Annotated in this window: 24 protein-coding genes; 13 read left to right on the top strand and 11 right to left on the bottom strand. The window is 67.1% G+C overall.

The genetic code is table 11. The features are described from left to right. Positions 1 to 77: 77 nt before the first annotated feature. Entirely contained in the window at positions 78 to 932 is an 855-nt protein-coding gene (locus tag HZS55_RS05145; protein WP_179910663.1) for a transcriptional regulator FilR1 domain-containing protein, read from the bottom strand. Positions 933 to 1,213: 281 nt separating this feature from the next. On the opposite strand from HZS55_RS05145, the gene HZS55_RS05140 reads away from it, so the two are divergent. The 4 genes from HZS55_RS05140 (at position 1,214) to HZS55_RS05125 (ending at position 5,531) form a co-directional block, all read left to right on the top strand. After that, positions 1,214 to 2,593 (top strand): hypothetical protein, encoded by a 1,380-nt coding sequence (locus HZS55_RS05140; protein ID WP_179910662.1) that lies wholly within the window; start codon positions 1,214 to 1,216, stop codon positions 2,591 to 2,593. Between the two features lie 415 nt (positions 2,594 to 3,008). Next, a complete protein-coding gene (locus HZS55_RS05135; protein ID WP_179910661.1) occupies positions 3,009 to 3,218 on the top strand; it encodes a hypothetical protein in 210 nt (69 codons plus the stop codon). Positions 3,219 to 3,251: 33 nt separating this feature from the next. Next, positions 3,252 to 5,042, top strand: coding sequence for an oligoendopeptidase F (gene pepF / locus HZS55_RS05130; RefSeq protein ID WP_179910660.1), 1,791 nt, complete (start codon positions 3,252 to 3,254; stop codon positions 5,040 to 5,042). 135 nt (positions 5,043 to 5,177) lie between these two features. Continuing rightward, entirely contained in the window at positions 5,178 to 5,531 is a 354-nt protein-coding gene (locus tag HZS55_RS05125; RefSeq protein WP_179910659.1) for a hypothetical protein, read from the top strand. 3 nt (positions 5,532 to 5,534) lie between these two features. Here the strand turns inward: HZS55_RS05125 and HZS55_RS05120 are convergent, their stop codons facing one another. From HZS55_RS05120 to HZS55_RS05105, 4 genes are all read right to left on the bottom strand, one after another. Then, a complete protein-coding gene (locus HZS55_RS05120; RefSeq protein WP_179910658.1) occupies positions 5,535 to 5,861 on the bottom strand; it encodes a type II toxin-antitoxin system PemK/MazF family toxin in 327 nt (108 codons plus the stop codon). After that, complete coding sequence (locus tag HZS55_RS05115) at positions 5,858 to 6,205, bottom strand: MarR family transcriptional regulator (protein ID WP_179910657.1); 348 nt, start codon at positions 6,203 to 6,205, stop codon at positions 5,858 to 5,860. The genes HZS55_RS05120 and HZS55_RS05115 overlap by 4 nt, the downstream gene beginning before the upstream one ends. A gap of 96 nt (positions 6,206 to 6,301) precedes the next feature. Then, positions 6,302 to 6,760 carry a DUF5812 family protein gene (locus HZS55_RS05110; RefSeq protein WP_179910656.1) on the bottom strand — a complete coding sequence of 153 codons (459 nt, stop codon included), beginning with the start codon at positions 6,758 to 6,760 and terminating at the stop codon, positions 6,302 to 6,304. Positions 6,761 to 6,855: 95 nt separating this feature from the next. Continuing rightward, positions 6,856 to 7,431 (bottom strand): hypothetical protein, encoded by a 576-nt coding sequence (locus HZS55_RS05105; RefSeq protein ID WP_246308359.1) that lies wholly within the window; start codon positions 7,429 to 7,431, stop codon positions 6,856 to 6,858. Positions 7,432 to 7,597: 166 nt separating this feature from the next. On the opposite strand from HZS55_RS05105, the gene HZS55_RS05100 reads away from it, so the two are divergent. From HZS55_RS05100 to HZS55_RS05090, 3 genes are all read left to right on the top strand, one after another. Then, on the top strand, positions 7,598 to 8,893 hold the full coding sequence (locus HZS55_RS05100) for a glucose-6-phosphate isomerase (RefSeq protein WP_179910655.1): 1,296 nt from the start codon (positions 7,598 to 7,600) through the stop codon (positions 8,891 to 8,893). Positions 8,894 to 8,968: 75 nt separating this feature from the next. Beyond that, a complete protein-coding gene (locus tag HZS55_RS05095; protein ID WP_179910654.1) occupies positions 8,969 to 9,757 on the top strand; it encodes a CPBP family intramembrane glutamic endopeptidase in 789 nt (262 codons plus the stop codon). A gap of 109 nt (positions 9,758 to 9,866) precedes the next feature. Further along, the gene (locus tag HZS55_RS05090) at positions 9,867 to 10,013 is read left to right on the top strand and encodes a CopG family transcriptional regulator (protein ID WP_179910653.1); all 147 of its coding nucleotides are present in this window, start codon (positions 9,867 to 9,869) and stop codon (positions 10,011 to 10,013) included. An 85-nt stretch (positions 10,014 to 10,098) separates the two neighbouring features. Here HZS55_RS05090 and HZS55_RS05085 read toward each other — a convergent pair whose 3' ends face one another. After that, positions 10,099 to 10,557: an NOB1 family endonuclease gene (locus HZS55_RS05085; RefSeq protein ID WP_179910652.1), complete on the bottom strand. Its 459-nt coding sequence runs from the start codon at positions 10,555 to 10,557 to the stop codon at positions 10,099 to 10,101. Further along, positions 10,558 to 10,797 (bottom strand): PRC-barrel domain-containing protein, encoded by a 240-nt coding sequence (locus tag HZS55_RS05080; RefSeq protein WP_179910651.1) that lies wholly within the window; start codon positions 10,795 to 10,797, stop codon positions 10,558 to 10,560. It abuts the gene before it with no gap. A 157-nt stretch (positions 10,798 to 10,954) separates the two neighbouring features. Between HZS55_RS05080 and HZS55_RS05075 the strand changes: the two genes are divergently transcribed. The 4 genes from HZS55_RS05075 to HZS55_RS05060 all read left to right on the top strand — a co-directional run bounded on the left by HZS55_RS05075 (position 10,955) and on the right by HZS55_RS05060 (position 14,445). Beyond that, positions 10,955 to 11,488, top strand: coding sequence for a plastocyanin/azurin family copper-binding protein (locus HZS55_RS05075; protein ID WP_179910650.1), 534 nt, complete (start codon positions 10,955 to 10,957; stop codon positions 11,486 to 11,488). Positions 11,489 to 11,578: 90 nt separating this feature from the next. Next, positions 11,579 to 12,163 (top strand): cupredoxin domain-containing protein, encoded by a 585-nt coding sequence (locus HZS55_RS05070; protein ID WP_179910649.1) that lies wholly within the window; start codon positions 11,579 to 11,581, stop codon positions 12,161 to 12,163. 142 nt (positions 12,164 to 12,305) lie between these two features. Further along, positions 12,306 to 14,120: a translation initiation factor IF-2 gene (gene infB, locus HZS55_RS05065; RefSeq protein ID WP_179910648.1), complete on the top strand. Its 1,815-nt coding sequence runs from the start codon at positions 12,306 to 12,308 to the stop codon at positions 14,118 to 14,120. Positions 14,121 to 14,229: 109 nt separating this feature from the next. Then, positions 14,230 to 14,445 carry a hypothetical protein gene (locus HZS55_RS05060; protein WP_179910647.1) on the top strand — a complete coding sequence of 72 codons (216 nt, stop codon included), beginning with the start codon at positions 14,230 to 14,232 and terminating at the stop codon, positions 14,443 to 14,445. Positions 14,446 to 14,479: 34 nt separating this feature from the next. Here HZS55_RS05060 and HZS55_RS05055 read toward each other — a convergent pair whose 3' ends face one another. Continuing rightward, positions 14,480 to 14,833, bottom strand: coding sequence for a DUF5811 family protein (locus HZS55_RS05055; RefSeq protein ID WP_179910646.1), 354 nt, complete (start codon positions 14,831 to 14,833; stop codon positions 14,480 to 14,482). A gap of 119 nt (positions 14,834 to 14,952) precedes the next feature. Further along, the gene (locus tag HZS55_RS05050; protein ID WP_179910645.1) at positions 14,953 to 15,438 is read right to left on the bottom strand and encodes a pyruvoyl-dependent arginine decarboxylase; all 486 of its coding nucleotides are present in this window, start codon (positions 15,436 to 15,438) and stop codon (positions 14,953 to 14,955) included. 106 nt (positions 15,439 to 15,544) lie between these two features. Here HZS55_RS05050 and HZS55_RS05045 point away from each other — a divergent pair, with 106 nt between their 5' ends. Next, positions 15,545 to 16,153, top strand: coding sequence for a hypothetical protein (locus HZS55_RS05045; RefSeq protein ID WP_179910644.1), 609 nt, complete (start codon positions 15,545 to 15,547; stop codon positions 16,151 to 16,153). Between the two features lie 12 nt (positions 16,154 to 16,165). On the opposite strand, the gene HZS55_RS05040 is transcribed toward HZS55_RS05045, so the two are convergent. After that, positions 16,166 to 17,074 (bottom strand): NAD+ synthase, encoded by a 909-nt coding sequence (locus HZS55_RS05040; protein WP_179910643.1) that lies wholly within the window; start codon positions 17,072 to 17,074, stop codon positions 16,166 to 16,168. A 158-nt stretch (positions 17,075 to 17,232) separates the two neighbouring features. On the opposite strand from HZS55_RS05040, the gene HZS55_RS05035 reads away from it, so the two are divergent. Continuing rightward, positions 17,233 to 17,868: a class I SAM-dependent methyltransferase gene (locus HZS55_RS05035; RefSeq protein ID WP_179910642.1), complete on the top strand. Its 636-nt coding sequence runs from the start codon at positions 17,233 to 17,235 to the stop codon at positions 17,866 to 17,868. Between the two features lie 158 nt (positions 17,869 to 18,026). On the opposite strand, the gene pan2 is transcribed toward HZS55_RS05035, so the two are convergent. Beyond that, the gene (gene pan2, locus HZS55_RS05030; RefSeq protein WP_179910641.1) at positions 18,027 to 19,247 is read right to left on the bottom strand and encodes a proteasome-activating nucleotidase Pan2; all 1,221 of its coding nucleotides are present in this window, start codon (positions 19,245 to 19,247) and stop codon (positions 18,027 to 18,029) included. Positions 19,248 to 19,356 lie beyond the last annotated feature (109 nt).

Below are 19,356 nucleotides of genomic sequence, written 5' to 3'. Positions count from 1 at the left end.
GAACTGCACGCAGTATCAGTTGGGAGTTCGGACTTCCACGACTCCGGACACCCCCGAATAGGACTGTTCGAGGGTCGTTACTGCGACCAATCGACCGGCTCAGCAGCTGCTTTCTTCCGTTCGAACAGATCTGTCGCCCACTCCCTGATTTCGCTCGCATCGGTCTCGAGCATCACCCTGTATTTGTTTTCAGTCGGTCGCCGTGCCCAGATGATGACAGACTGATCGAGAATGCTCAAATTGAACGGGAACTGCTCGTCGATGATGTGATGATCTACGCTCATTTCGGCGTGTTCCTGCGCGAGTTCCAGTCGATCGGCGTTGTTCGTGATCTCTTCGAGAACCTTCGAAGGGTAGATGTACTCCGCTTGAAGTTCTCCTTCGGTCACTTGGTCGTGGAACCCGTGTGGACGAAGGATTCCGATTACGACTTCCCGCAGCGTCTGCGATTCGCCGACAGCCTCCCGGTAGCTAGTCAGGACTGCAAACTCGTTAACCATGTTCTCCGCCACTACGCGAACCTCTCCTCGTCTGACTGCCTGATAGAGGTCCTCGATCGGTGGGGTGTTATCGCTGTCCGATGGAATGGCGTGAAGGATCGGACGGAGTTCCTCGACGATCTGCGCCTGTCTGCACAGTTCGATGAACGGTTCGTACACCTTCTCTCCGAGCGGTGTCAGGCGGTGTGTGTCACCGTCCTTCCTGTAGAATCCAAACGAGTTTAGATTCTCACGCTGGTTAGACAGGAAGCTATCGTTGTACTTCCGTTTCATTTCCTTCTGTGAAATCCCGCCGTAGAGGTCTGCGAACAGCTGAATCCGTTGTTCGCTCCCACCGAACCAGCTGAAGATCTCGTTGGCCTTTCTGGCCTTCGACTGGGTCATCTCAAACTCGGTGTCCTTATCGCTCGAGTTTCGGTCATAGTTGGGCATTGCTTCGATTGTCACCCCAGGTCCTATTTTACCCTTAACAGTTCAAGATATAATTATGTACCATCCGCTGACCACGGGAATCTTCGGACCTCTGAACAGACCGCGAAAAAACGGTAGAGCTACGCACGAATTTGCGGACCGTAAATCTCCGGGGGTCGTGAAGGGAGTCCCAGTTGGCTTCGATTCGGGGCGACGTGACTTCCCGTCCGTGTTCATTTCCCAAAGCGTGAACGAACCGTAATAGGCCCAGCCGATCTATCTCGATCGTGAGCGGAAGTTCGATGAACTGGGATGACCTTTCGGCTTCGACGACGGAGATCGTCGGAGCCGAGTCGACCGAACGCAGGCGAGGGACGCTCCCAAACGTGGTGACGAGTGCGGACGTGAAGCTCACATACAACACAGAGAGAGATTCGTTCGTCCCGTACCTACTCGGAGACATCAACGCGAATCCGGAAGGCCTCCGAATCCACGAGGAGAAGTCAGACCGACCCGTCTTAGATCTTGTTGCCCGTGCCTTCCTGTCGAACGTCCCGGGGACGGGACGATCGGTCGTGGTCAACCTTCCGGAGTCGGTTTTCGACACGAGCGACAACGAGTGGGTCGACAAGGACCGGTGGATCGTGAGCGACAAGCAGGCCGTCGTCGACACCATCTCCGAACTCCACTCCGTTCGTACTGTGTTTCTCACTGCAGGCGCCCGTGGCATCGCACAACGTGACTCGACTATCACATACGATCGTCCCCAGGGGCCAGTTCAGGTTGACGGCTACGTGAATCTCACCGACGGGGGGGGTCCCCTTCAGACCGCACTCGACAGCGACGTGAACGCCATGAGCAAAGGCGCCAATGCTCCCACAGGTGTCTGGAACCCACAATTTGAAACGACCGGCAAACTCGGACTCTTACGGGAAGCAAAGCGACTCGTCCATCAGCGACAAGGGGTCGAAATCCCTCGATTTACTCGAATCGAGACGGTCTCTGATGTCAGGAACTTCTACGAGGAACTCGGTCGTCGTGTCGTCGTGAAGGGTCCGTACGGTACGTGGGGCGATGAGGTCGTGGTCGTGGACGACCCGCAGTCGATCAGGCGAAAGGTGCTCGAGAAGGAACAGATCGTCCGAGACAAGCGGTCTTTCTCGGACTTTTCGATCCTCTGTGAAAACAAAGAAGAGTTCTGTTTCAACTCTCGGGCAAACACATCGCACTACGGCGTCGTGGAGGAGGCGATCGCGGGGACATTCGAGCGGGACAAGGTGCAGTACGAGACGTTCGAGATCCCGCCTCGCTGTCACCCCGATTCGGAAAGTAGCCCCATCGATTTCGTGCCGTTAGTGGTCCGGGATACCAGCGTTCCCGATCCAACCGCCTCAACGGTCGTTTCGACGGTCGTGCGGGTGTCAAGCAAACCCGATCTCAACGCGAATGCGGGGACCGAGTACGTGAACTACTACACGCTCGAAGAGGTCCGAGACGGTTCCGTCGCAATTCCGAATCCACGCGAGCAAGCGACTTTCGATGTCGATCTGTGGGAACTGTTGGAACGTACCGCTGGAAGGACAGTTACGAGCGACGAACTGCGGGACGCGATAAGAACGGCAGGGCACGTCGCATTTGCCGTCCGAAACCGTTGTGGGACCATCGCCGAGAACCAGCTTTGACTCGCCGAGAATCAGCTTTGACTCGCCGAGTGGGGTTTTAGACATCCATTTGCCGCCTGGACGGGTTGTCACCACGACCGCGTTCACGGTTCGATACGAGTCTCTGCACGCGTAGAGACGCGGTGTTCCGTCTTTGTCTCACTCTGAATCGTGGGGCACCGAACGTCGTCGTGCACAAGCAAGCAGGAACGGCACACGTATCGTGCCTGCGTGGACGCGAGTCCCGAACGACAGTACCGCCGGATCGTATATGGTTTCTGAAACCGAACGCAGGCGGCTTCGTCAGTTCCGTGTTGCTGCCCAGTTTCCCCTCGTTCTCCACTGCCGTCCGCCCCGAATCCTAGGTTCGTGTCCGTTCTCACCCCGTTATCAGAATTGTATCACCTGTCCGCCACCGAGTGACTGGTACCCGCGGATGATTGACCGACCGACGACGGGACGTCTCGCAGCCGCCTTCGCGGAGATAGACGTCGTCCTGGTCAGTCTGGTTATTCTGGTGGTTTTCTTTTCGGTAGAAGCGCTGGTGGTCTGGATTTCCAAGGTCGTCGTATCCGGAGTGGTCTGGGATCTGATCAAGAAACTGATCCGTGACGAACGAGCGATATGGGGACCAGGTGAACGGTAAAGGCTTACGGCGGGACGGTCCGAACAAAACTGCATGAGTTCCGTGCCCGAGCGCGGCGATATCGACGAGGAGTACAAGTGGGAGCTGGAGTCGCTCTACGCCGACGACGACGAGTGGGAGGCGGCGTTCGACTCCGTGCAAGAGCGACTCGACGACCTCCGGGCGTTCGAGGGACGGGCGACCGAGGACCCCGAGACCCTGCAGGACTGTCTGGAGACCTACGAGTCGATCATGCGCGAGGTGGCGAACGTCTCCGCCTACGCCCGGATGCGCAGCGACGAGGACACCGCCGACAGCCACTATCAGGCGCTGTCCTCGCGCGCCCAGTCGCTCGCCTCCGAGGCCTCCAGCGCCGCGAGTTTCCTCGAACCGGAGATCCAGCGCCTCGACCGCGAGACCGTCGACGCCTACATCGACGACAACCCCGATCTGGACGTCTACGGCCACTACTTCGACGACGTGCTGCGGATGAAACCCCACACCCGGTCGGCGGAGGTCGAGAACCTGCTGGCCGACCTGGGCGAGGTGCTGGGGTCGACCGGCGAGGTGTACAACATGCTCGTCAACGCCGACGTGGAGTTCCCGAGCGTCGAAGACCCCGACGGCGAGCCCCGGCGGATCACCCTCAACAACTTCACGACGCTACAGGAGAGCCCCGACCGCGACTTTCGCCGCCACGTGTACGAGACCTTCTACGACGAGTGGGAGGACTACCGCAACTCCATCGCTTCCGCCTACAAGAACAGCGTCAAGACCGACGTGAAACTGGCCCGCGCTCGGAACTACGACACCGCCCGCGAGGCCGCCCTGGACGGTCCCAACGTCCCCGTCGAGGTGTACGACACGCTCGTCGACACCGTCGACGACAACCTCGACGTGCTCCAACGGCACGCCGACCTGAAGCGCCGCTCGATCGACGCCGACGAACTTCGGATGTGGGACCTCTACGTCCCGATGGTCGACGGGGAGAGCCCCGACGTGGAGTACGACCAGGCTCGCGAGTGGGTGACCGGCGCGGTCGAGCCCCTGGGTGAGGAGTACCAGGAGTGGCTCGCCGACGGCCTCGACTCGCGGTGGGTCGACGTCTACGAGACCGACAACAAGCAGTCGGGCGCCTACTCCGGCGGGACCTACGACTCCCAGCCGTTCATCCTGATGAACTACCAGGACGACGTGGCGTCGATGTACACGCTCGCCCACGAGCTGGGCCACTCGCTGCACTCGGAGTACACCAGCGAACACCAGCCGTACGTCTACAGCTCCTACGAGATCTTCGTCGCCGAGGTGGCGAGCACCGTCAACGAGACGCTCCTGACCCACCACCTGCTCGACGTGGTCGACGACGAGACCCTGCGCCGGCACGTCCTCAACCAGTACCTCGAACGATTCAGGTCAACGCTGTTCCGCCAGACGATGTTCGCGGAGTTCGAACACGAGACCCACCGCCTGGAGGAGCAGGGCGAGGCCCTGACTGCCGACCGACTCGACGACGTGTACGGCGGGCTCAAGGAGGAGTACTACGCCAACGCGGCGGTCGACGACCGCATCGCCCGCGAGTGGATGCGCATCCCGCACTTCTACCGCGCGTTCTACGTCTACCAGTACGCGACCGGAATTTCGGCCGCCGTCGCGCTCGCCCAGGGCATCCTGGAGGAGGGCGAGCCCGCCGCCGAGCGTTACCGGGAGTTCCTCGCCAGCGGCTCGCGGGAGTACCCGCTCGAACTGCTGGAGAGCGCCGGCGTCGACATGACCAGTTCTGACCCGATCCAGTCGGCCATCGACACCTACGACGAGTTCCTCGACGAGTTCGAGGAGCTGATCTGACGGCCCGCTGTCGCCGTCGCCGCCACCGTTCGCGACCGGACACCCCCGTTTCCACTCGAATCGTCGCCTCACGAGTTTCCGCTTGACTCGCAGTCCGACGGAATCCCTTTCCGCGTCACGCGCTAACTCGGATCGATGAGTCCACAGAACCGGCGACCGACCGACGGCGCGGCGACCGGTGACACCGCGACGCGGGTGGTGATATCCTACCCGTCGGACCTGAGCACGTGGGGCCGCGACAAGCTCGACGGCTCGCCGTTTCGCGCCTACCTCAGGAAGACGCTCGGGCGCGTCGAGACGGGACAGGTGACCGAGCAGTTCACCGGCGTCGGGTGCTGCGGGGACACGCTGGACGTGCCGCTCCGGATCGAATCGGTCGAAGGGGGCGCCCGCGTCACTGAGTCGACGGCCATCGAGTACGCGGTCCGCGATTCCTGCGGGGTCGAGGGCGGCTGGCGCGTCCAGAGCGCCGGCGAACCGACGGAATAGTCGTCAGCGGAGGTACGTGGTCAGTGCGTCCACAGCGTCGTCGACAGTCGATGACCGGATCTCGCCGAATCGCTCGCCGATGACGCCTCCGCCTGGAGATGCGACGCCCCACGGGACGACGAAACTGTCGTCGGGAACCCCGCCTTCGACGAAATCGTCGTCCGTGAGCGGGAGCGTCCCGTCGAACCAGGTGCGAGTGGTGAGCGTCAGGGCGACGTACTGCTCGCCGTGAAACGGGTGGTCGTCGGTGTTGACGATCACGAACGGGCGGGTCTCGTTGTCGTCGAACGGATCGCTCACCGTAACTACGTCGCCACGTTCGAGGGTCATCTCTCGCCGTCTCGGTCTGCGGCCTCACGCCACTCGTCCATGTCTTCGGTCCCCAGTCGGTCGTTGAGCGCGGCCAGCGAGTCGCTCGTCGCGCTCGCCTCTCGGAGTCGCTTCGGGTCGCCGATCGCCCAGTACGGTCGCTTGTGGCGTACCAGATCTCGCGTCTTTAGCCGATTCAGCACCGAACTCACCGTGTCGGCGTCGATACCGGTCTCCGCCGCGATCTCCCCTCTCCGAAACGCTTTATCGTCGTTCGATGCGAGAAACCGCAGAATTCGGGTCGCATGCGTCTCTTCGCTCCCGAGATCTCGCTCGTGTTCGAACCGCTCGATATCGATCGGCACGTCTGGATGTTTGTCGGACTGCTGTTTGAATGTTTGCCTGTTTGTCGCTGGCGGATACTACCCGTGAACGTCGCCTTCGCCGGAGAAATCCGACTCTCAGGGCAGATAGCGCACGCTGACGACGCCGGGTTCCGAGCGGATCTCGACGCGTTCGACGCCGAGGCGGGCGGCGCGTTCGACGGTCGCCTCGTCGTCGCGCACGTCGGCGACGGCGCTGTCGGTCGACTCCTCGGGGACGGTCAGGACGTGGACCTCGCCGGTGCCCGCCCGTTCGTGGGTGGTGACCTCGCCGACGGGCTGGGCGGCGGCGGTCTCGCGGGCTCGCTCGGTGGGCGGCTCGTCGTGTTCCTCGACGGAGACGGTGAACTGGCGGTCGATCTCCTCGACGGTCCAGACCACGTCCATCGGCGGCTCCGGCGCGAGCGTCCCCTCGATCGCGACGCCGACCGCCAGGTCGGGATTGGACCCGAGCGTGTGGATCTGGCCGTCGCTCACGTCGCGCAGTACCGCCGACTCCGCGTCGGCCTCGGTGACGAGGAACGTCCCGGTCTTCATGGACGGGCGTAGTCGGCCGGGGCTTTTCCCCGTTTCGACGGCGACTCGCCCCGTCGACGCCGCTCGATCCGCACCGGACAGCGGAGTCGTCGCCCTCACCGCAACTGTCGGTGGGTGAGGTAGATCAGCAGCGCAGCGGCGACCGGTGGGACGACCGCCGTTCCGTTCGGCAGTCCGTAGAGGAACTCGGCGACCGCGCCGAAGAGGCCGCCCGGGTCTTCCTGCAGGTCGGCCGGCGTCGTGATCACCAGGGCGACGTACATCGCCAGGAGGAAGCCGTATCCGGTTGCCGCCATCTGTCGGTCGTATCGGGTCTCCGACCCCACTCGTCGGTGCCGACGGGCGACGAACAGCACCGGCGCAACCAGCGGCGCGAGCACCAGGAACATCAGGAACAGGAAGAAGGCTCGAGAGAAGGTGAACGACCCGCCGGCCGCGTCGGCGGTGCTCCCCAGGAGCGTCACGACCGCGAACGTGAACAGCAGGACGACCCCGATACCGAACAGCGCGCTGACGCCCGCGTAGATCCGGAACGCCATCGAGTCGCTCGCCCTGAACGCGTAGGGGTAGGCGGTCAGGAGGCCCTTGTACGTCTCGGCGGCGTCGGAACCGTCGCCGGACGCCGGAGGGACCTCCCCGTCCGCGCTCACCTCGTCCGTGGCGTCGCTCATCCTCCGGGGGTTCGGCTCGGTCGGGAATAAACCACCCGTTCGCCGGTCGGGAGCCGTCCGGGCTCGCGTCGCTCGGACCGCACCGCGCGGAGCGGGCTCGCGACCGTGGTCGAACGGCGCGACCGCGTCGAAAAGGACTATCCCCCACCCGAGCGACCGGTCGAACATGAACGTCGACATCGGGAACGCGCTGGCCAGCGAGGCCGACCCCGGGATCAGCCGGAGCGACCTCGACGACCTCGACGAGCGCGTCGCCGACGCCCACGACCGGATCGCCCGCGGCATGGCCGACGACGAGTTCGGTTACGCCTCGCTCAACCTCCCCGAGCGCGTCGACGCCGCCGAGATCGAGGAAGCCGTCGCCGGCTTCGACCCCGAGGCCGTCCTCACCGTCGGCATCGGCGGGTCGGCGCTGGGCGCGGTCACGATCACCGAGGCGCTGGCCGGCGATTCCCCGGTCGACCACTACGCGCTGGACAACGTCGACCCCGCCCACGTGAACCGGCTGCTCGACGACCTCCCGCTGGCCGAAACGGTGGTCCACGTCGTCTCGCGGTCGGGCACGACCGCCGAGACGCTGGCGAACTTCCTCGTCGTCCGCGAGGCGATGGACGCCGCGGGGGTCGACTGGAGCGAGCAGACGGTCGTCACCACGGGAGAGCCCGGCCCGCTGCGCGACCTCGCGGAGGCCGAGGGCCTGCCCGCCCTCGACGTGCCGAAGGGTGTCCCCGGCCGCTTTTCCGCCCTGTCGACGGTCGGGCTCGTCCCCGCGGCGATGATGGGCGTGGACCTGGAGGGGCTGCTCGCGGGCGGTCGCGCGGGGGCCGACGCGCTCGCGGGGTCGCTCTTCGAGTGTCCGGCCTACGCCTACGGCGCGGTCGCCTACGCGCTGGACGAGCGCGGCGCGAGCGTCGACGCGATGATGCCCTACGTCGAGGGGCTGGAGTCGTTCGCGGAGTGGTTCGCCCAGCTGTGGGCCGAGAGCCTCGGGAAAGACGGAGGTGGCCAGACCCCCGCCCGCGCGCTCGGCGCGACCGACCAGCACTCCCAGCTCCAGCTCTATCGGGCGGGACCGAGGGACAAGCTCGTCACCGTCGTCCGCCCCGCCGAACGCCCCGACTGCCCGATCCCCGAGACCGACGTGGCCGACCTCGAATACCTCGGCGGGCAGGATCTGGGAGCCCTGCTCGACGCGGAGTTCGAGGCGACCGAGGCGAGCCTCGCCGCCGCCGAGCGCCCCTCCGTCCGGATCGAGATCGACGCGATGGACGCCGAGAGCGTCGGTCGCCTGCTCGTCGACATGGAAGCCGCCTGCGTGCTGGCGGGCGAGCTGTACGGCGTCGAGACGTTCGACCAGCCCGCGGTCGAGTGGGGGAAAAAGGCGGCCCGCGGCCTGCTCGGCGGCGGCGACTTCGAGGAGGCCGACGCGGTGGCCGAGAAGACGGAACTGATCGTGGACTGACGGCTCGGTCGCGCCGTCGGGACCGACCGCTCGCGGCCCCGTCCGGGCGCCGACGGGACCGGTGCAGTCAAACCCGTGGGGGACCTACCGGCGGCCACGCAGATGGGTTCGGAGTACTACCGCGTCGCCGACATGGAGACTCGCGTCGAGAGCCTGTTTCACTCGATAGCGCTGGTGGTCCTGGCCTTTATCGCCGGAACCTTCCTGCTGGCCGGCGCCGGGTCGGTCCTGGGCGCGCTCGGCTTCGACGTCGAGTCGACGGCGACGCTGCCGCCGCTGGCCTACGCCGCGCTGACGGCCACGCAGTTCGTCGGCTTCTTCGCCGTCATCGGTCTCTACCTCGGGTGGCGCTCCGAGGAGCAGTTCTTCCGGACCGCCGTCCCGTCGCTGCGGGACCTGGGCTGGACGGTCGCCGGCTTCGTCGGCCTGTTCGCCATCGCGACGGCGCTGTCGGCGGTCGTCCAGGCCGCCGGCGTCGACACGGCGACCAACCAGGTCATCACCCAGGGCCAGCGGGACCCCGTCCGCTTCCTCTACCTGATCCCCGTGACCTTCCTGTTCGTCGCGCCCGCGGAGGAACTGCTCTTCCGCGGGATCGTCCAGGGGCTCTTTCGACGGGCCTACGGCGCCGTCCCGGCGGTCGTGCTGGCCAGCGCCGTCTTCGGCGCGATGCACTACTTCGCCCTGCTGGGCTCGGACGGCAGTATCGTCTCGTCGCTCGCGCTCGCCGCCGCGCTGGGGGTCGTCCTCGGCGCGGTGTACGAACTCACCGAGAACATCGTCGTCCCCATCGTCGTCCACGGCTGCTGGAACACGATGAGCTTCCTCCTGCAGTACTTCCAGGCCACCGGCGTCGTCGGGTGAGGACGCCCCTCGCCCGCGCCGAACCGACCGTCCGGCTCGGCCAGTCGGGAAACCCGTCGGACGGCCGTCTGACGGGTTATTAAGCGGTCCGGCGGGAAACACGGGGTGTATGCCGACCCGCTACACGGTCGTCTGTGACGACGACCGCGCCCGGGAGATCGAGGCGATCGCCCGGCAGTACGACCTCACCGAGGAGGAAGTACTCCGGCAGCTCGTCGACACCGGGCTCGACCATCTCGAAGAGCACGCACCGTAGCGGGTGGGTGGGGGCGCAGTCGGCCGACCAGCGGCGGGACTCGCAGAAGGGCAGATCCGTCGGAAACCGGCGCGTCGACGGCCGCTCAGGCCGGGTTCTTCCGTGAGAGGTCGCTCCCGCAGATCGGACAGCGGTCGTGGTTCTCGTCGAACTCGCGGCCACAGCCCGAACACTGGAAGCGCCAGTCCCGTTGCTCGCTGATCCCCTCGCGGGCGATGAGTTCGACCGCCACCTCCAGCTTCTCGGCGACGTTCTGCATGGCGTAGTCGTCGGTGACCAGCCGGCCGTCGAGTTCGAACGCGGCGCCGACCAGGCGGATGTCCGTCTCCGAGAGGGTCTCCAGGTCGCCCGTCTCGCGGGCGGCGCGTTCGATGCGCTCGACGGTTTCGTCCTCGGGGATGTGGATGTGCATGCCCGACCCCTCCATGGCGTCGTAGCGGTAGGCGCTCTCGTCTTCGAGCTCCTCGCGGACGAGCGGGATCGTGGCCTGCTGTTCGGTCGTGTGATACTCGTGGATAAAGGCCGAGGCGTCGAGGACGTACATTTAGCGCTGGACGATCATCTGGTCTTTGACTGCCTGGACGCGGTCGACGGGCACGAGGAGGTGTCCCTGTTCGTCGACCTCGAACTGCGAGTTGTCGAGGTGCTCGTTGGGCTCGATGATGAGGTTCCGGAGCCGCCCGGTCTCCAGGTCCATCGTGATGTTGTACAGCATCCCCATCTCGGCGCCGTCCGTCCCGGTGACGGCCTTGCCGGAGAGGTTCTCGGCGAGTATCTCGGCCATGCCCCCGACTACCGATTCAGGCCCCATAAACGCCACGGGGGCGTCTGACGACCGCGTGACGCCCGCCGTCGCGGTCCGTCGGGCCGCCGTCTCTCGTCGACGCCCGCAGTCGCCGGAACCACCGGCGTTATGCCGGTCCTCGTCCAACGAAGTCCCCATGGATCGCAGACGTCTGCTGCGGGCGGGCGCGGTCGCGCTCGCGGGGCTCGTCCCGGGGTGTGGGCTGGGATCGGACGACACCACGGCGACGCCGGACGATCCGGGGTCGGCGGAGCGGCCGGCGGAGACGGCGACCGCGACGCAGACGCCAACGGCGAGTCCGACTCCGGACCCGACGCCGACGGCCACGGCCACCCCGACCGCCACGCCGACGGCGACCGCCACACCGGCGCTTGACGAGGCCGCGCAGGTCGTCGCCGTCGGTGACGGGTCGGGCGAGTTCGACCCCGAAGTGTTCGAGGTCGCCGCCGGCGACACGGTCGTCTGGGTCTGGCACAGCAGCGGGCACAACGTCCAGGCGACCGCCCGACCCCGCGGATCGACGTTCACCGGGACGGCCGGCGGTGACGAGACCACCTACGACGAGGGCCACACCTTCGCACACACGTTCGAGGTCGCCGGCGAGTACGAGTACCGCTGCTATCCCTATCGGAACCTCGGGATGCGCGGCTCGTTCACCGTGACGGGGTGATCGGCCGCCGCGGACCGACCGGCCCAGCCGCCGGGGCCCGATCGGTTCGGGCCCCGTGGGGTTTATTCCCCGACGGTCCCGAGCGGGTCCATGCACCGCCGCCGCTTGCTCCGACTCAGTGGGACCGCGCTCGCCGCCGCCGTCGCCGGTTGCGGGGGCGACGGCGCAGAGACGGACGCCGAGGACCCCCGGACCGACGGCGACGCGACGCCTTCGCCGTCGCCGACAGCGACCGACGAGCCCGCGACGGACACGGCGACCGCCTCGCCCACGCCGACCGAGGGACCGACCCCGACGGCCACACCGGACTCGGCCGCGACGCCGACGCCGACCGCCAGCCCCACACCGACGGCCACGCCCACGCCGACGGCGACACCCAGGCAGGCCGCTCAGGTCGTCGCGGTCGCCGACGAGGAACTCGCCTTCGCGCCGGAGTCCTTCGAGATATCGACCGGCGAGACGGTCGTCTGGGTCTGGGAGAGCAACGGGCACAACGTGCGCCCCGAGACGACGCCGAGCGGGTCGGAGTTCTCCGGGACGGCCGGTGGCGACGGGGACGTCTACGACGAGGGCCACGAGCTCTCCGTTACCTTCGAGGCGGCCGGCGAGTACGAGTACTACTGCGCTCCCCACCAGGGCGTCGGCATGACCGGTTCGTTCACCGTCACCGAGTAGCCGGGCCGGCTCCGCCGTCCGACCGCCGGGCCGACAGTCGGGTCGGCTATCGCCCGCTCGTCGGGCCGCCCACGCGCAGATGAGATCACTTATCCGGCCTGCGGGGCTGATCCGAGACAACCGAACCTTCTGTGGTGATAGGATGGCAGATTCACAACCGACAGACACCGACGACGAGTCCGAAGCGACGCTTCGGACACCGATAGTCGCCGTACTCGGCCACGTCGACCACGGCAAGACCAGCCTGCTCGACGAGATCCGCGGCTCCGCGGTCACCGAGGGCGAGTCCGGCGCGATCACCCAGCACATCGGCGCGACCGCCGTCCCCCTCGACGTGATCTCCGAGATCGCCGGCGAGCTCGTCGACCCGACCGACTTCGACCTGCCGGGCCTGCTGTTCATCGACACGCCCGGCCACCACTCCTTCTCGACGCTGCGCTCGCGGGGCGGCGCGCTCGCCGACATCGCGATCCTCGTCGTCGACGTCAACGACGGCTTCCAGCCCCAGACGCTCGAGGCCGTGGACATCCTCGCGCGCACCCAGACCCCCTTCATCGTCGCCGCCAACAAGATCGATACCACCCCCGGCTGGAACCCCAACCCCGACACGCCCACCCAGCGGACCATCGACGCCCAGACCGACCGCGTCGAGCGCGACCTCAACGAGAACCTCTACGAGCTCATCGGCGATCTGTCGGACAACGACTTCTCGGCGGACATGTACTGGCGCGTTCAGGACTTCCAGAACAACATCGGCGTCGTCCCCGTCTCGGCCGAGACCGGCGAGGGCATCCCCGACCTGCTGACGGTCATGATGGGTCTCTCCCAGCGCTACATGAAAGAAGAGATGGCCGTCGACGTGGGCGGACCCGCCGCCGGCACGGTGCTGGAGGTCACCGACACCCAGGGCTTCGGGGCCACCGTCGACGCGATCATCTACGACGGGACAATCAGGGCGGACGACGAGATCGTCGTCGGCGGCGTCGAGGGCCCCATCGTCACCGAGGTGCGCGCCCTGTTGCGGCCGCGCCCGCTGGAGGAGATCCGCACCGAGGGCCAGTTCGAACAGGTCGACTCGGTGGCGGCCGCCGACGGCATCAAGATCGCCGCGCCGGATCTCGACGACGCGATGGCCGGCGCGCCCATCCGCGTCGTCGGCGACCGCGACGTGGACGACGTGATCGAGGACGTGCGGGCCGAACTCGCGGACATCGCCGTCCAGACCGTCGAGGAGGGCGTCGTCGTCAAGGCCGACACCCTCGGGAGCCTGGAGGCGCTGGCCACCACGCTCGAAGCGGAGGAGATCCCGATCGTTCGCGCCGAGGTGGGCGACATCGCCCCCCGCGACGTGCGCGTCGCCGAGACCGCGGGCGAGGAGAAACACCGGACGATCCTCGGGTTCGGCGTCGACACCCTCGACGACGCCAGCGACCTGGCCGAACAGGAGGACGTGCGAATCTTCGAGCACGACGTGATCTACCGGCTGGTCGAGGAGTACGAGGAGTTCGTCGAGGAGCGCGAGCGCGCCCAGCAGGACCAGGTGCTCGACAACATCACCCGGCCCGCCCGCTTCCGGATACTGGACGACCACACCTTCCGCCAGTCCGACCCCGCCGTCGTCGGCGTCGAGGTGCTGGGGGGGACGCTCCACCGGAACTCCAACGTCGCGCTGTTCGAGGGGAGCGAACCCGAGCGCGTCGGGTTGCTCAAGACCATCCAGGACGAGGGCGAGGACGTCGACGAACTCGGGCGCGGCGAGCGCGCGGCCGTCTCCATCGACGGCCCCACGGTCGGCCGTCAGATCGAGGAGGGCGACGAGCTCTGGACGGAGATCCCCGAGAAACACGCGAAGATCCTCGAACAGGAGCTCTCGGAGGACATCCCCGTCAGCGAACTCGAGACGCTCAACGCGTACCTCGACAAGCGGCGCAACCGCGACCCCTTCTGGGGGAAGTGACGCCCACCGCCGCTCGCCCGCTCATCTGCTCACCCGTGTTCCAGGGACAGCCACCCTCGCCGCACATGCAGTAATAACATTTAATTACATCACGCACGACCGTTGACACGTGTTTCGACCAGCAGCGAGCGACGCGCGCGGTGTGGTGTCGGTCCACGACGCGATACTGGCGCTGATCCCGGCGATCCTCGCGCTCGCGGCGCTCGTCGGCGCGGTGCTGTCGTGGTCGTGGGGGACCGCACTGGCCGTCGGGAGCGTCCCGGCCAGCGGGACGGTCGGCTACGCGCTGTTCTACAATCCGCCGACCGGCGTCGGGGAGAACTGAGGGGACGACAGCTGTCGCGGGCGTCTCTGGGGGGCTATCGAGCCGTCGGGCTCGTACTGCCCGACAGCGCCTGTTTGACCTGGAGGGCGGCGCTGGCGGCCAGTCCCTGCGCGAGGTCGGTCTGTTCGTCTTCGGTGATGGTCGCGTCGGCCTCCTCGGGCGTGTAGCCCGCGGAGACGACGGGGCCGACCGGCGGGCGGACGGCGACGGTGGCTTCGGGACCGTCCGACCCGGCCGTCAGGTCCGACCCGACGACGAACTCCTCGGGGAGGAGTCTCCGCGTCTGTTGGGCGACTCGCGAGAGGTCCCGCTCCAGCTGGCGGCGCTGGTCGGGCGAGAGCGTCTCCGGGTCCAACCCGTCGTCGCCGAGCGGCGAATTTCCGTACATTGGGCTCTTCCGCGGCCGTAAGCGGCCCAGGGTCTTAACCCCTGGGAGAGGCGTACAGCTTGCCGATCCACACGATCGATCGTGGCGACGACCGGCCGGCGGCGCCGCCGCGCCCGCCCTCAGTCGAGTAAGGACTCGCTATCGCCGTAGGCCGCGACGACGACCGCCGTCGCGTGCTCGGCCGGGTCCGCGGGGGTCGACTCGACGACCACCTCGGGCTCGGCGCGGAAGCTCCACTCGCGCAGTTCCATCCCGCGGCGCAGGCCCGCCTCGACCGCCTCCGCGACCGCCTCGGGGTCGGTGCCGCTGGCCTCGTAGAACAGCCCCCGACCGGACTCGCTGCGGACCCACCCGAGGCCGGCGCAGGCCGCGCCGTCGGCGCCCGGGGGAAGCGTCTCCCGGCCGACGACGGCGTACAGTGCCTCGCCCGTCGGTCCGAGATCGGGCGCGGTGCCGACGCGTTCGAGCCCGGCCTCGGCGGGAATCACGGAAGAGAGCGCTACGAGGTTGTAGTTGTGGACGCCCGCCTCGGCCAGCGCCGCGTCGAACGACGACATCTCGGTCGGGCCGGTGGCCGACCCCCACGCCACCCGGATGGTGCTCATACCTCCGACTGGTCGACTCGCGCGCTAAGGGGTTTCGTTTCCGGTCGAGCGTCCGCCTCGACTGTCGGCGAGAAAGTATTTACCGGCGGGCCTACCCGTCCTTCCCGTGACGCTGACACGCCGTTCGGTCCTCCGGGCGATCGGTGCCGCGGTTCCGCTCGCGGTCGCGGGCTGTGAGACGCCGGACTCGCCCGAACCGGACGCCGACGCCGCACCGTCGCCAGCGCCGACCGACACCCCGAGGGTGTCGCGGACGCCGGGGACGGCGTCGAGAACGACAGCATCTCCCTCGTCGACGCCGGACCGCGATGCCGAGGACGTACTGCCCGAACCGGGCAGCGGCTGGACGCTCACGGAGACGCGGACAATGGCCGCGCGGATGCTCGGCGCCGAGACGGGCGTCGTCGGCGAGTACGAGCGCCCCGACGGCACGCGCTTTCGCGCCGTCGTCCTGAAGCGGTTCCCGCGTCACGACCCCACACGCAAGGCCGAGCGCTGGGCCTGTATCGGCTGGGACGTGGCGGTCGCCGACGAAGACTTCGCGTTCGCCGCAGGGACCGGCACCGAACAGCGGGACTACACGCCGGAGACGCCCCCGTACATGGACCGGACGGCGATCCCCGGCAGCGCGGACCGGTCCCGGGACCTGCTCGCGCGGTCGCCGCTGCTCTCCGCTGAACGCATCGACGCCAACGAGGTCACCTGCGAGTCCTGACGGCGACCGCTGTCACAGCCCGCTGGCCATCGGCGCGAGGTGCAGCGGGTACGAACCGCCCGACCCCTCCCCGCGGCCGTCGATGCCCGGTGTCGGCGGGACGGCCCGCTTGTGGAGCGAGTCGACGTACATCCGCGCGACCGTCTCGGCGGTCTCGGGGCTCACGTCGAGGTCGTCGAGGGCGTCCTCGACGCGCTCGCTGCGGTCGACGACTCTGCGGAGGACCGGGTCGATCTCCGAGTAGCGCGCCCCCAGGTCCTCGGCGTCGGTCTGTCCGGCCCACAGGTCCGCCGTCGGCTCCTTGGCGACGATCCGCCGCGGGACGCCCACCTGCTGGGCCAGCGCCTGCACCTCCGTCTTGTAGAGGTCGCCGAGCGGGAACAGGTCCGCGCCGCCGTCGCCGTACTTCGTGAAGTAGCCCAGCAGTAGCTCCGAGCGGTTGGCCGTCCCGCAGACCAGCGAGGACCGGGCGTTGGCCGCGTAGTACAGCGCGCACATCCGCAGGCGCGCGGTGAGGTTACCGATCGCCCGCCGTCCCCCGTCGGGAGCGACCTCGGGCGCGACGTGGTCCTCGAACAGGTCCAGCAGCGGCCGCAGGTCGACCTCGCGGAACTCGATCCCCAGCCCCTCGGCCATCGTCCGGGCCTCCTGGGCGTTGTCCTCGTCGGTGTGGGCCGGCAGCCCCAGCCCCAGTACGCGGTCGCTGCCGAGCGCCTGGACGGCCAGGTTCGCCGTCAGCGTCGAGTCGACGCCGCCGCTCAACCCGACGACGACCCCCCGAGCCCCCGCGTTCGTCACCGTGTCCTTGATGAACGCCACTGCCTCCTCGCGGACCGCCGCAAGGTCGTCGCGGTCAGTCAGAAAGCCCGGTCCGTCCGTCCGGATCGACGCGCCCCCCTTTCCGCTGTCACTGGATACCATGTGTTCGGTCACCGTAATACGTTTTCACTGGTCGAACGTCTCGTATTTAGTTTTGATCCTTAAACAAGTCATAAAGAGTTGCCTAAAAGGTGATCAAGACACTCTCGGTCCTCGGGCCGTCGTGAGGTACTTTATCCGCGCGGTACTGCGACAGCGGTATGGTCGAGGACCGATGGCGGGAGTTCTACGAGGCCGGCGACTACGAGCGGTGCGCGTATCTCGCCGGGGAGGAGATGGACGAGTACGTCGACCGCTTTCTCGATGAGACGGGGGCGGACCCCGATTCGTTCGCCTCGGTCGGCTGTGGGCCAGCAGTCACCGAGTTCGCGCTCGCCGAGCGCCACCCCGACATGGAGTTTTACTGCTGTGACATCTCCGAGGACGTAATCCGCGACGACCACGAGGTGGCCGATCGACGCGACCTGTCGAACATCTCCTTCCGCGTTCGCTCGCTGCCCGACCTCGACGTGGGCCGGGAGTTCGATATCGTGTACTGCATGGCGACGCTGTACTTCGTCGAGGCGATCGAGGACGCTATCGAAGCGCTCTACGACCACGTCGAACCCGGCGGCTATCTGATCTTCAACTACCCGAACGAGGCGACCCGGGAGTGGCTCAGGGGCCAACCCGAGCAGAAGCGGGAGTTCTTCGCACTCGTCGACTCGGGGACGAACCTGATCACTCGAACGGAGATCGAACGGTTGCTCGGCACGGAAGCTAGCGACTACTGGTCGTTCGTCGGAGCGGCCGATCAACGGTCCGGGGACAGCCCCGCCGTGTTCGTGCGACGGTAGCGCCTCCCGCGATCTCGGGCATACGCCGAGCGAAGCGAGGCGTTTCACCGCATCGAGGCCGAAGGCCGAGATGCGGCTTTTTCACCCATGTTTTTGGACCGGGGGCTCTCCGCAGGGAGCGGAGCGACCGAGGAAGCCCCCGGTCGAAAAAGATGGTCTCAGTAGAACGCGACCGGCTGTCCTTCGGTCTGGTCGCCCTCTTCGATCTTCTCGAGGGCGTCGACGAAGTCCTCGGTGCGCACGTCGGTGCGGCCGTCGCGGATGGCGAACATACCGGCCTCGGTGGCCAGCGAGGCGAGTTCCGCGCCGGAGAAGCCGTCGGTCTCTTCGGCGAGGCGCTCGAAGTCGACCTCGTCGGCGAGGGACATGTCTCCCGTGTGGATCTCGAGGATGCGCTTGCGGCCCTCGGCGTCGGGCTCGGGCACTTCGATCAGGCGGTCGAAGCGACCGGGGCGGAGGATGGCCCGGTCGAGCATGTCGAAGCGGTTGGTCGCGGCGATGATGCGGATCTCCCCGCGGTCCTCGAAGCCGTCCATCTCCGAGAGCAGTTGCATCATCGTGCGCTGGACCTCGGCGTCGCCGGAGGTCTTGGACTCCGTTCGTTTGGCGGCGACGGCGTCGATCTCGTCGATGAAGATGATGGCGGGTTCGCGCTCGCTGGCGAGTTCGAAGAGGTCGCGGACGAGCCGGGAGCCCTCGCCGATGAACTTGCGGACGAGCTCGGAGCCGGCCATCTTGATGAAGGTGGCGTCGGTCTCGTTGGCGACCGCGCGGGCGAGCATGGTCTTGCCGGTGCCGGGCGGGCCGTGCAGCAGGACGCCGCTGGGCGGTTCGATGCCGATCTCGTCGAACTGCTCGGCGTTGATCAGGGGCTCCTCGACGGCCTCGCGGACCTCCTGGATCTGTTCCTCGAGGCCGCCGATGTCGTCGTAGGTGACGGTGGGCGACTCGTCGACCTCCATGGCCTGGGCGCGCGCGTCGGTCTCGCTCTCGAGCTGGGACTGGATAGAGAAGGAGTCGTTGATGGCGACGCGGTCGCCGGCTTCGAGGCCCTCGCGCAGCTGCGTGGGGAGCTCGGTGAGCACCTCCTGGTTGTTGCCGTGCTGTTTGACGACGACGCCGTCGTCGATGATCTCCTCGGCGGTGGCCACGTACAGCGAGGAGGTCTTGAGCGTCTCGTTCTCCCGTTCGAGCTGGTCGACCTCGTCGGTGAGGTCCTCGCGGCGGGCGCGCGCGGAGTCGAGTTGCGCTTCGAGTTCGCGGTTCACCTTGACGAGCTGTGCGTGGTGGTCCGTGAGCGCGCCCAGCCGTTCCGACGGCGTCATGTCGGGGTCGAGTTCCAGCCGGGGCCGCTCGGGGAGCGAGGGACTACGGGACATCGGGTTAGTGGGTGGTAACGAGCGAAAGAAAAAGTGCCTTTGGGTGCGCCGACCGACCGATCCGCGCCCCATCCGGCGGTCGGACGCGTACCGAACGGGCCGACCCCGG

Source organism: Halosimplex rubrum (genome assembly GCF_013415885.1).
In the GTDB taxonomy this organism is placed as follows: Archaea; Halobacteriota; Halobacteria; order Halobacteriales; family Haloarculaceae; genus Halosimplex; species Halosimplex rubrum.
The sequence above is the reverse complement of the archived record's forward strand: the minus strand, read 5'-3'. Positions and strand labels throughout refer to the sequence as shown.

Excerpts from the sequence above, each read along its gene's own strand:
- HZS55_RS05145 (WP_179910663.1), bottom strand. The coding sequence starts at position 932 with ATGCCCAACTATGACCGAAACTCGAGCGATAAGGACACCGAGTTTGAG.
- HZS55_RS05140 (WP_179910662.1), top strand. The coding sequence starts at position 1,214 with ATGAACTGGGATGACCTTTCGGCTTCGACGACGGAGATCGTCGGAGCC.
- HZS55_RS05135 (WP_179910661.1), top strand. The coding sequence starts at position 3,009 with ATGATTGACCGACCGACGACGGGACGTCTCGCAGCCGCCTTCGCGGAG.
- pepF (WP_179910660.1), top strand. The coding sequence starts at position 3,252 with ATGAGTTCCGTGCCCGAGCGCGGCGATATCGACGAGGAGTACAAGTGG.
- HZS55_RS05125 (WP_179910659.1), top strand. The coding sequence starts at position 5,178 with ATGAGTCCACAGAACCGGCGACCGACCGACGGCGCGGCGACCGGTGAC.
- HZS55_RS05120 (WP_179910658.1), bottom strand. The coding sequence starts at position 5,861 with ATGACCCTCGAACGTGGCGACGTAGTTACGGTGAGCGATCCGTTCGAC.
- HZS55_RS05110 (WP_179910656.1), bottom strand. The coding sequence starts at position 6,760 with ATGAAGACCGGGACGTTCCTCGTCACCGAGGCCGACGCGGAGTCGGCG.
- HZS55_RS05105 (WP_246308359.1), bottom strand. The coding sequence starts at position 7,431 with ATGAGCGACGCCACGGACGAGGTGAGCGCGGACGGGGAGGTCCCTCCG.
- HZS55_RS05100 (WP_179910655.1), top strand. The coding sequence starts at position 7,598 with ATGAACGTCGACATCGGGAACGCGCTGGCCAGCGAGGCCGACCCCGGG.
- HZS55_RS05090 (WP_179910653.1), top strand. The coding sequence starts at position 9,867 with ATGCCGACCCGCTACACGGTCGTCTGTGACGACGACCGCGCCCGGGAG.
- HZS55_RS05085 (WP_179910652.1), bottom strand. The coding sequence starts at position 10,557 with ATGTACGTCCTCGACGCCTCGGCCTTTATCCACGAGTATCACACGACC.
- HZS55_RS05080 (WP_179910651.1), bottom strand. The coding sequence starts at position 10,797 with ATGGCCGAGATACTCGCCGAGAACCTCTCCGGCAAGGCCGTCACCGGG.
- HZS55_RS05075 (WP_179910650.1), top strand. The coding sequence starts at position 10,955 with ATGGATCGCAGACGTCTGCTGCGGGCGGGCGCGGTCGCGCTCGCGGGG.
- HZS55_RS05070 (WP_179910649.1), top strand. The coding sequence starts at position 11,579 with ATGCACCGCCGCCGCTTGCTCCGACTCAGTGGGACCGCGCTCGCCGCC.
- infB (WP_179910648.1), top strand. The coding sequence starts at position 12,306 with ATGGCAGATTCACAACCGACAGACACCGACGACGAGTCCGAAGCGACG.
- HZS55_RS05055 (WP_179910646.1), bottom strand. The coding sequence starts at position 14,833 with ATGTACGGAAATTCGCCGCTCGGCGACGACGGGTTGGACCCGGAGACG.
- HZS55_RS05050 (WP_179910645.1), bottom strand. The coding sequence starts at position 15,438 with ATGAGCACCATCCGGGTGGCGTGGGGGTCGGCCACCGGCCCGACCGAG.
- HZS55_RS05040 (WP_179910643.1), bottom strand. The coding sequence starts at position 17,074 with ATGGTATCCAGTGACAGCGGAAAGGGGGGCGCGTCGATCCGGACGGAC.
- HZS55_RS05035 (WP_179910642.1), top strand. The coding sequence starts at position 17,233 with ATGGTCGAGGACCGATGGCGGGAGTTCTACGAGGCCGGCGACTACGAG.
- pan2 (WP_179910641.1), bottom strand. The coding sequence starts at position 19,247 with ATGTCCCGTAGTCCCTCGCTCCCCGAGCGGCCCCGGCTGGAACTCGAC.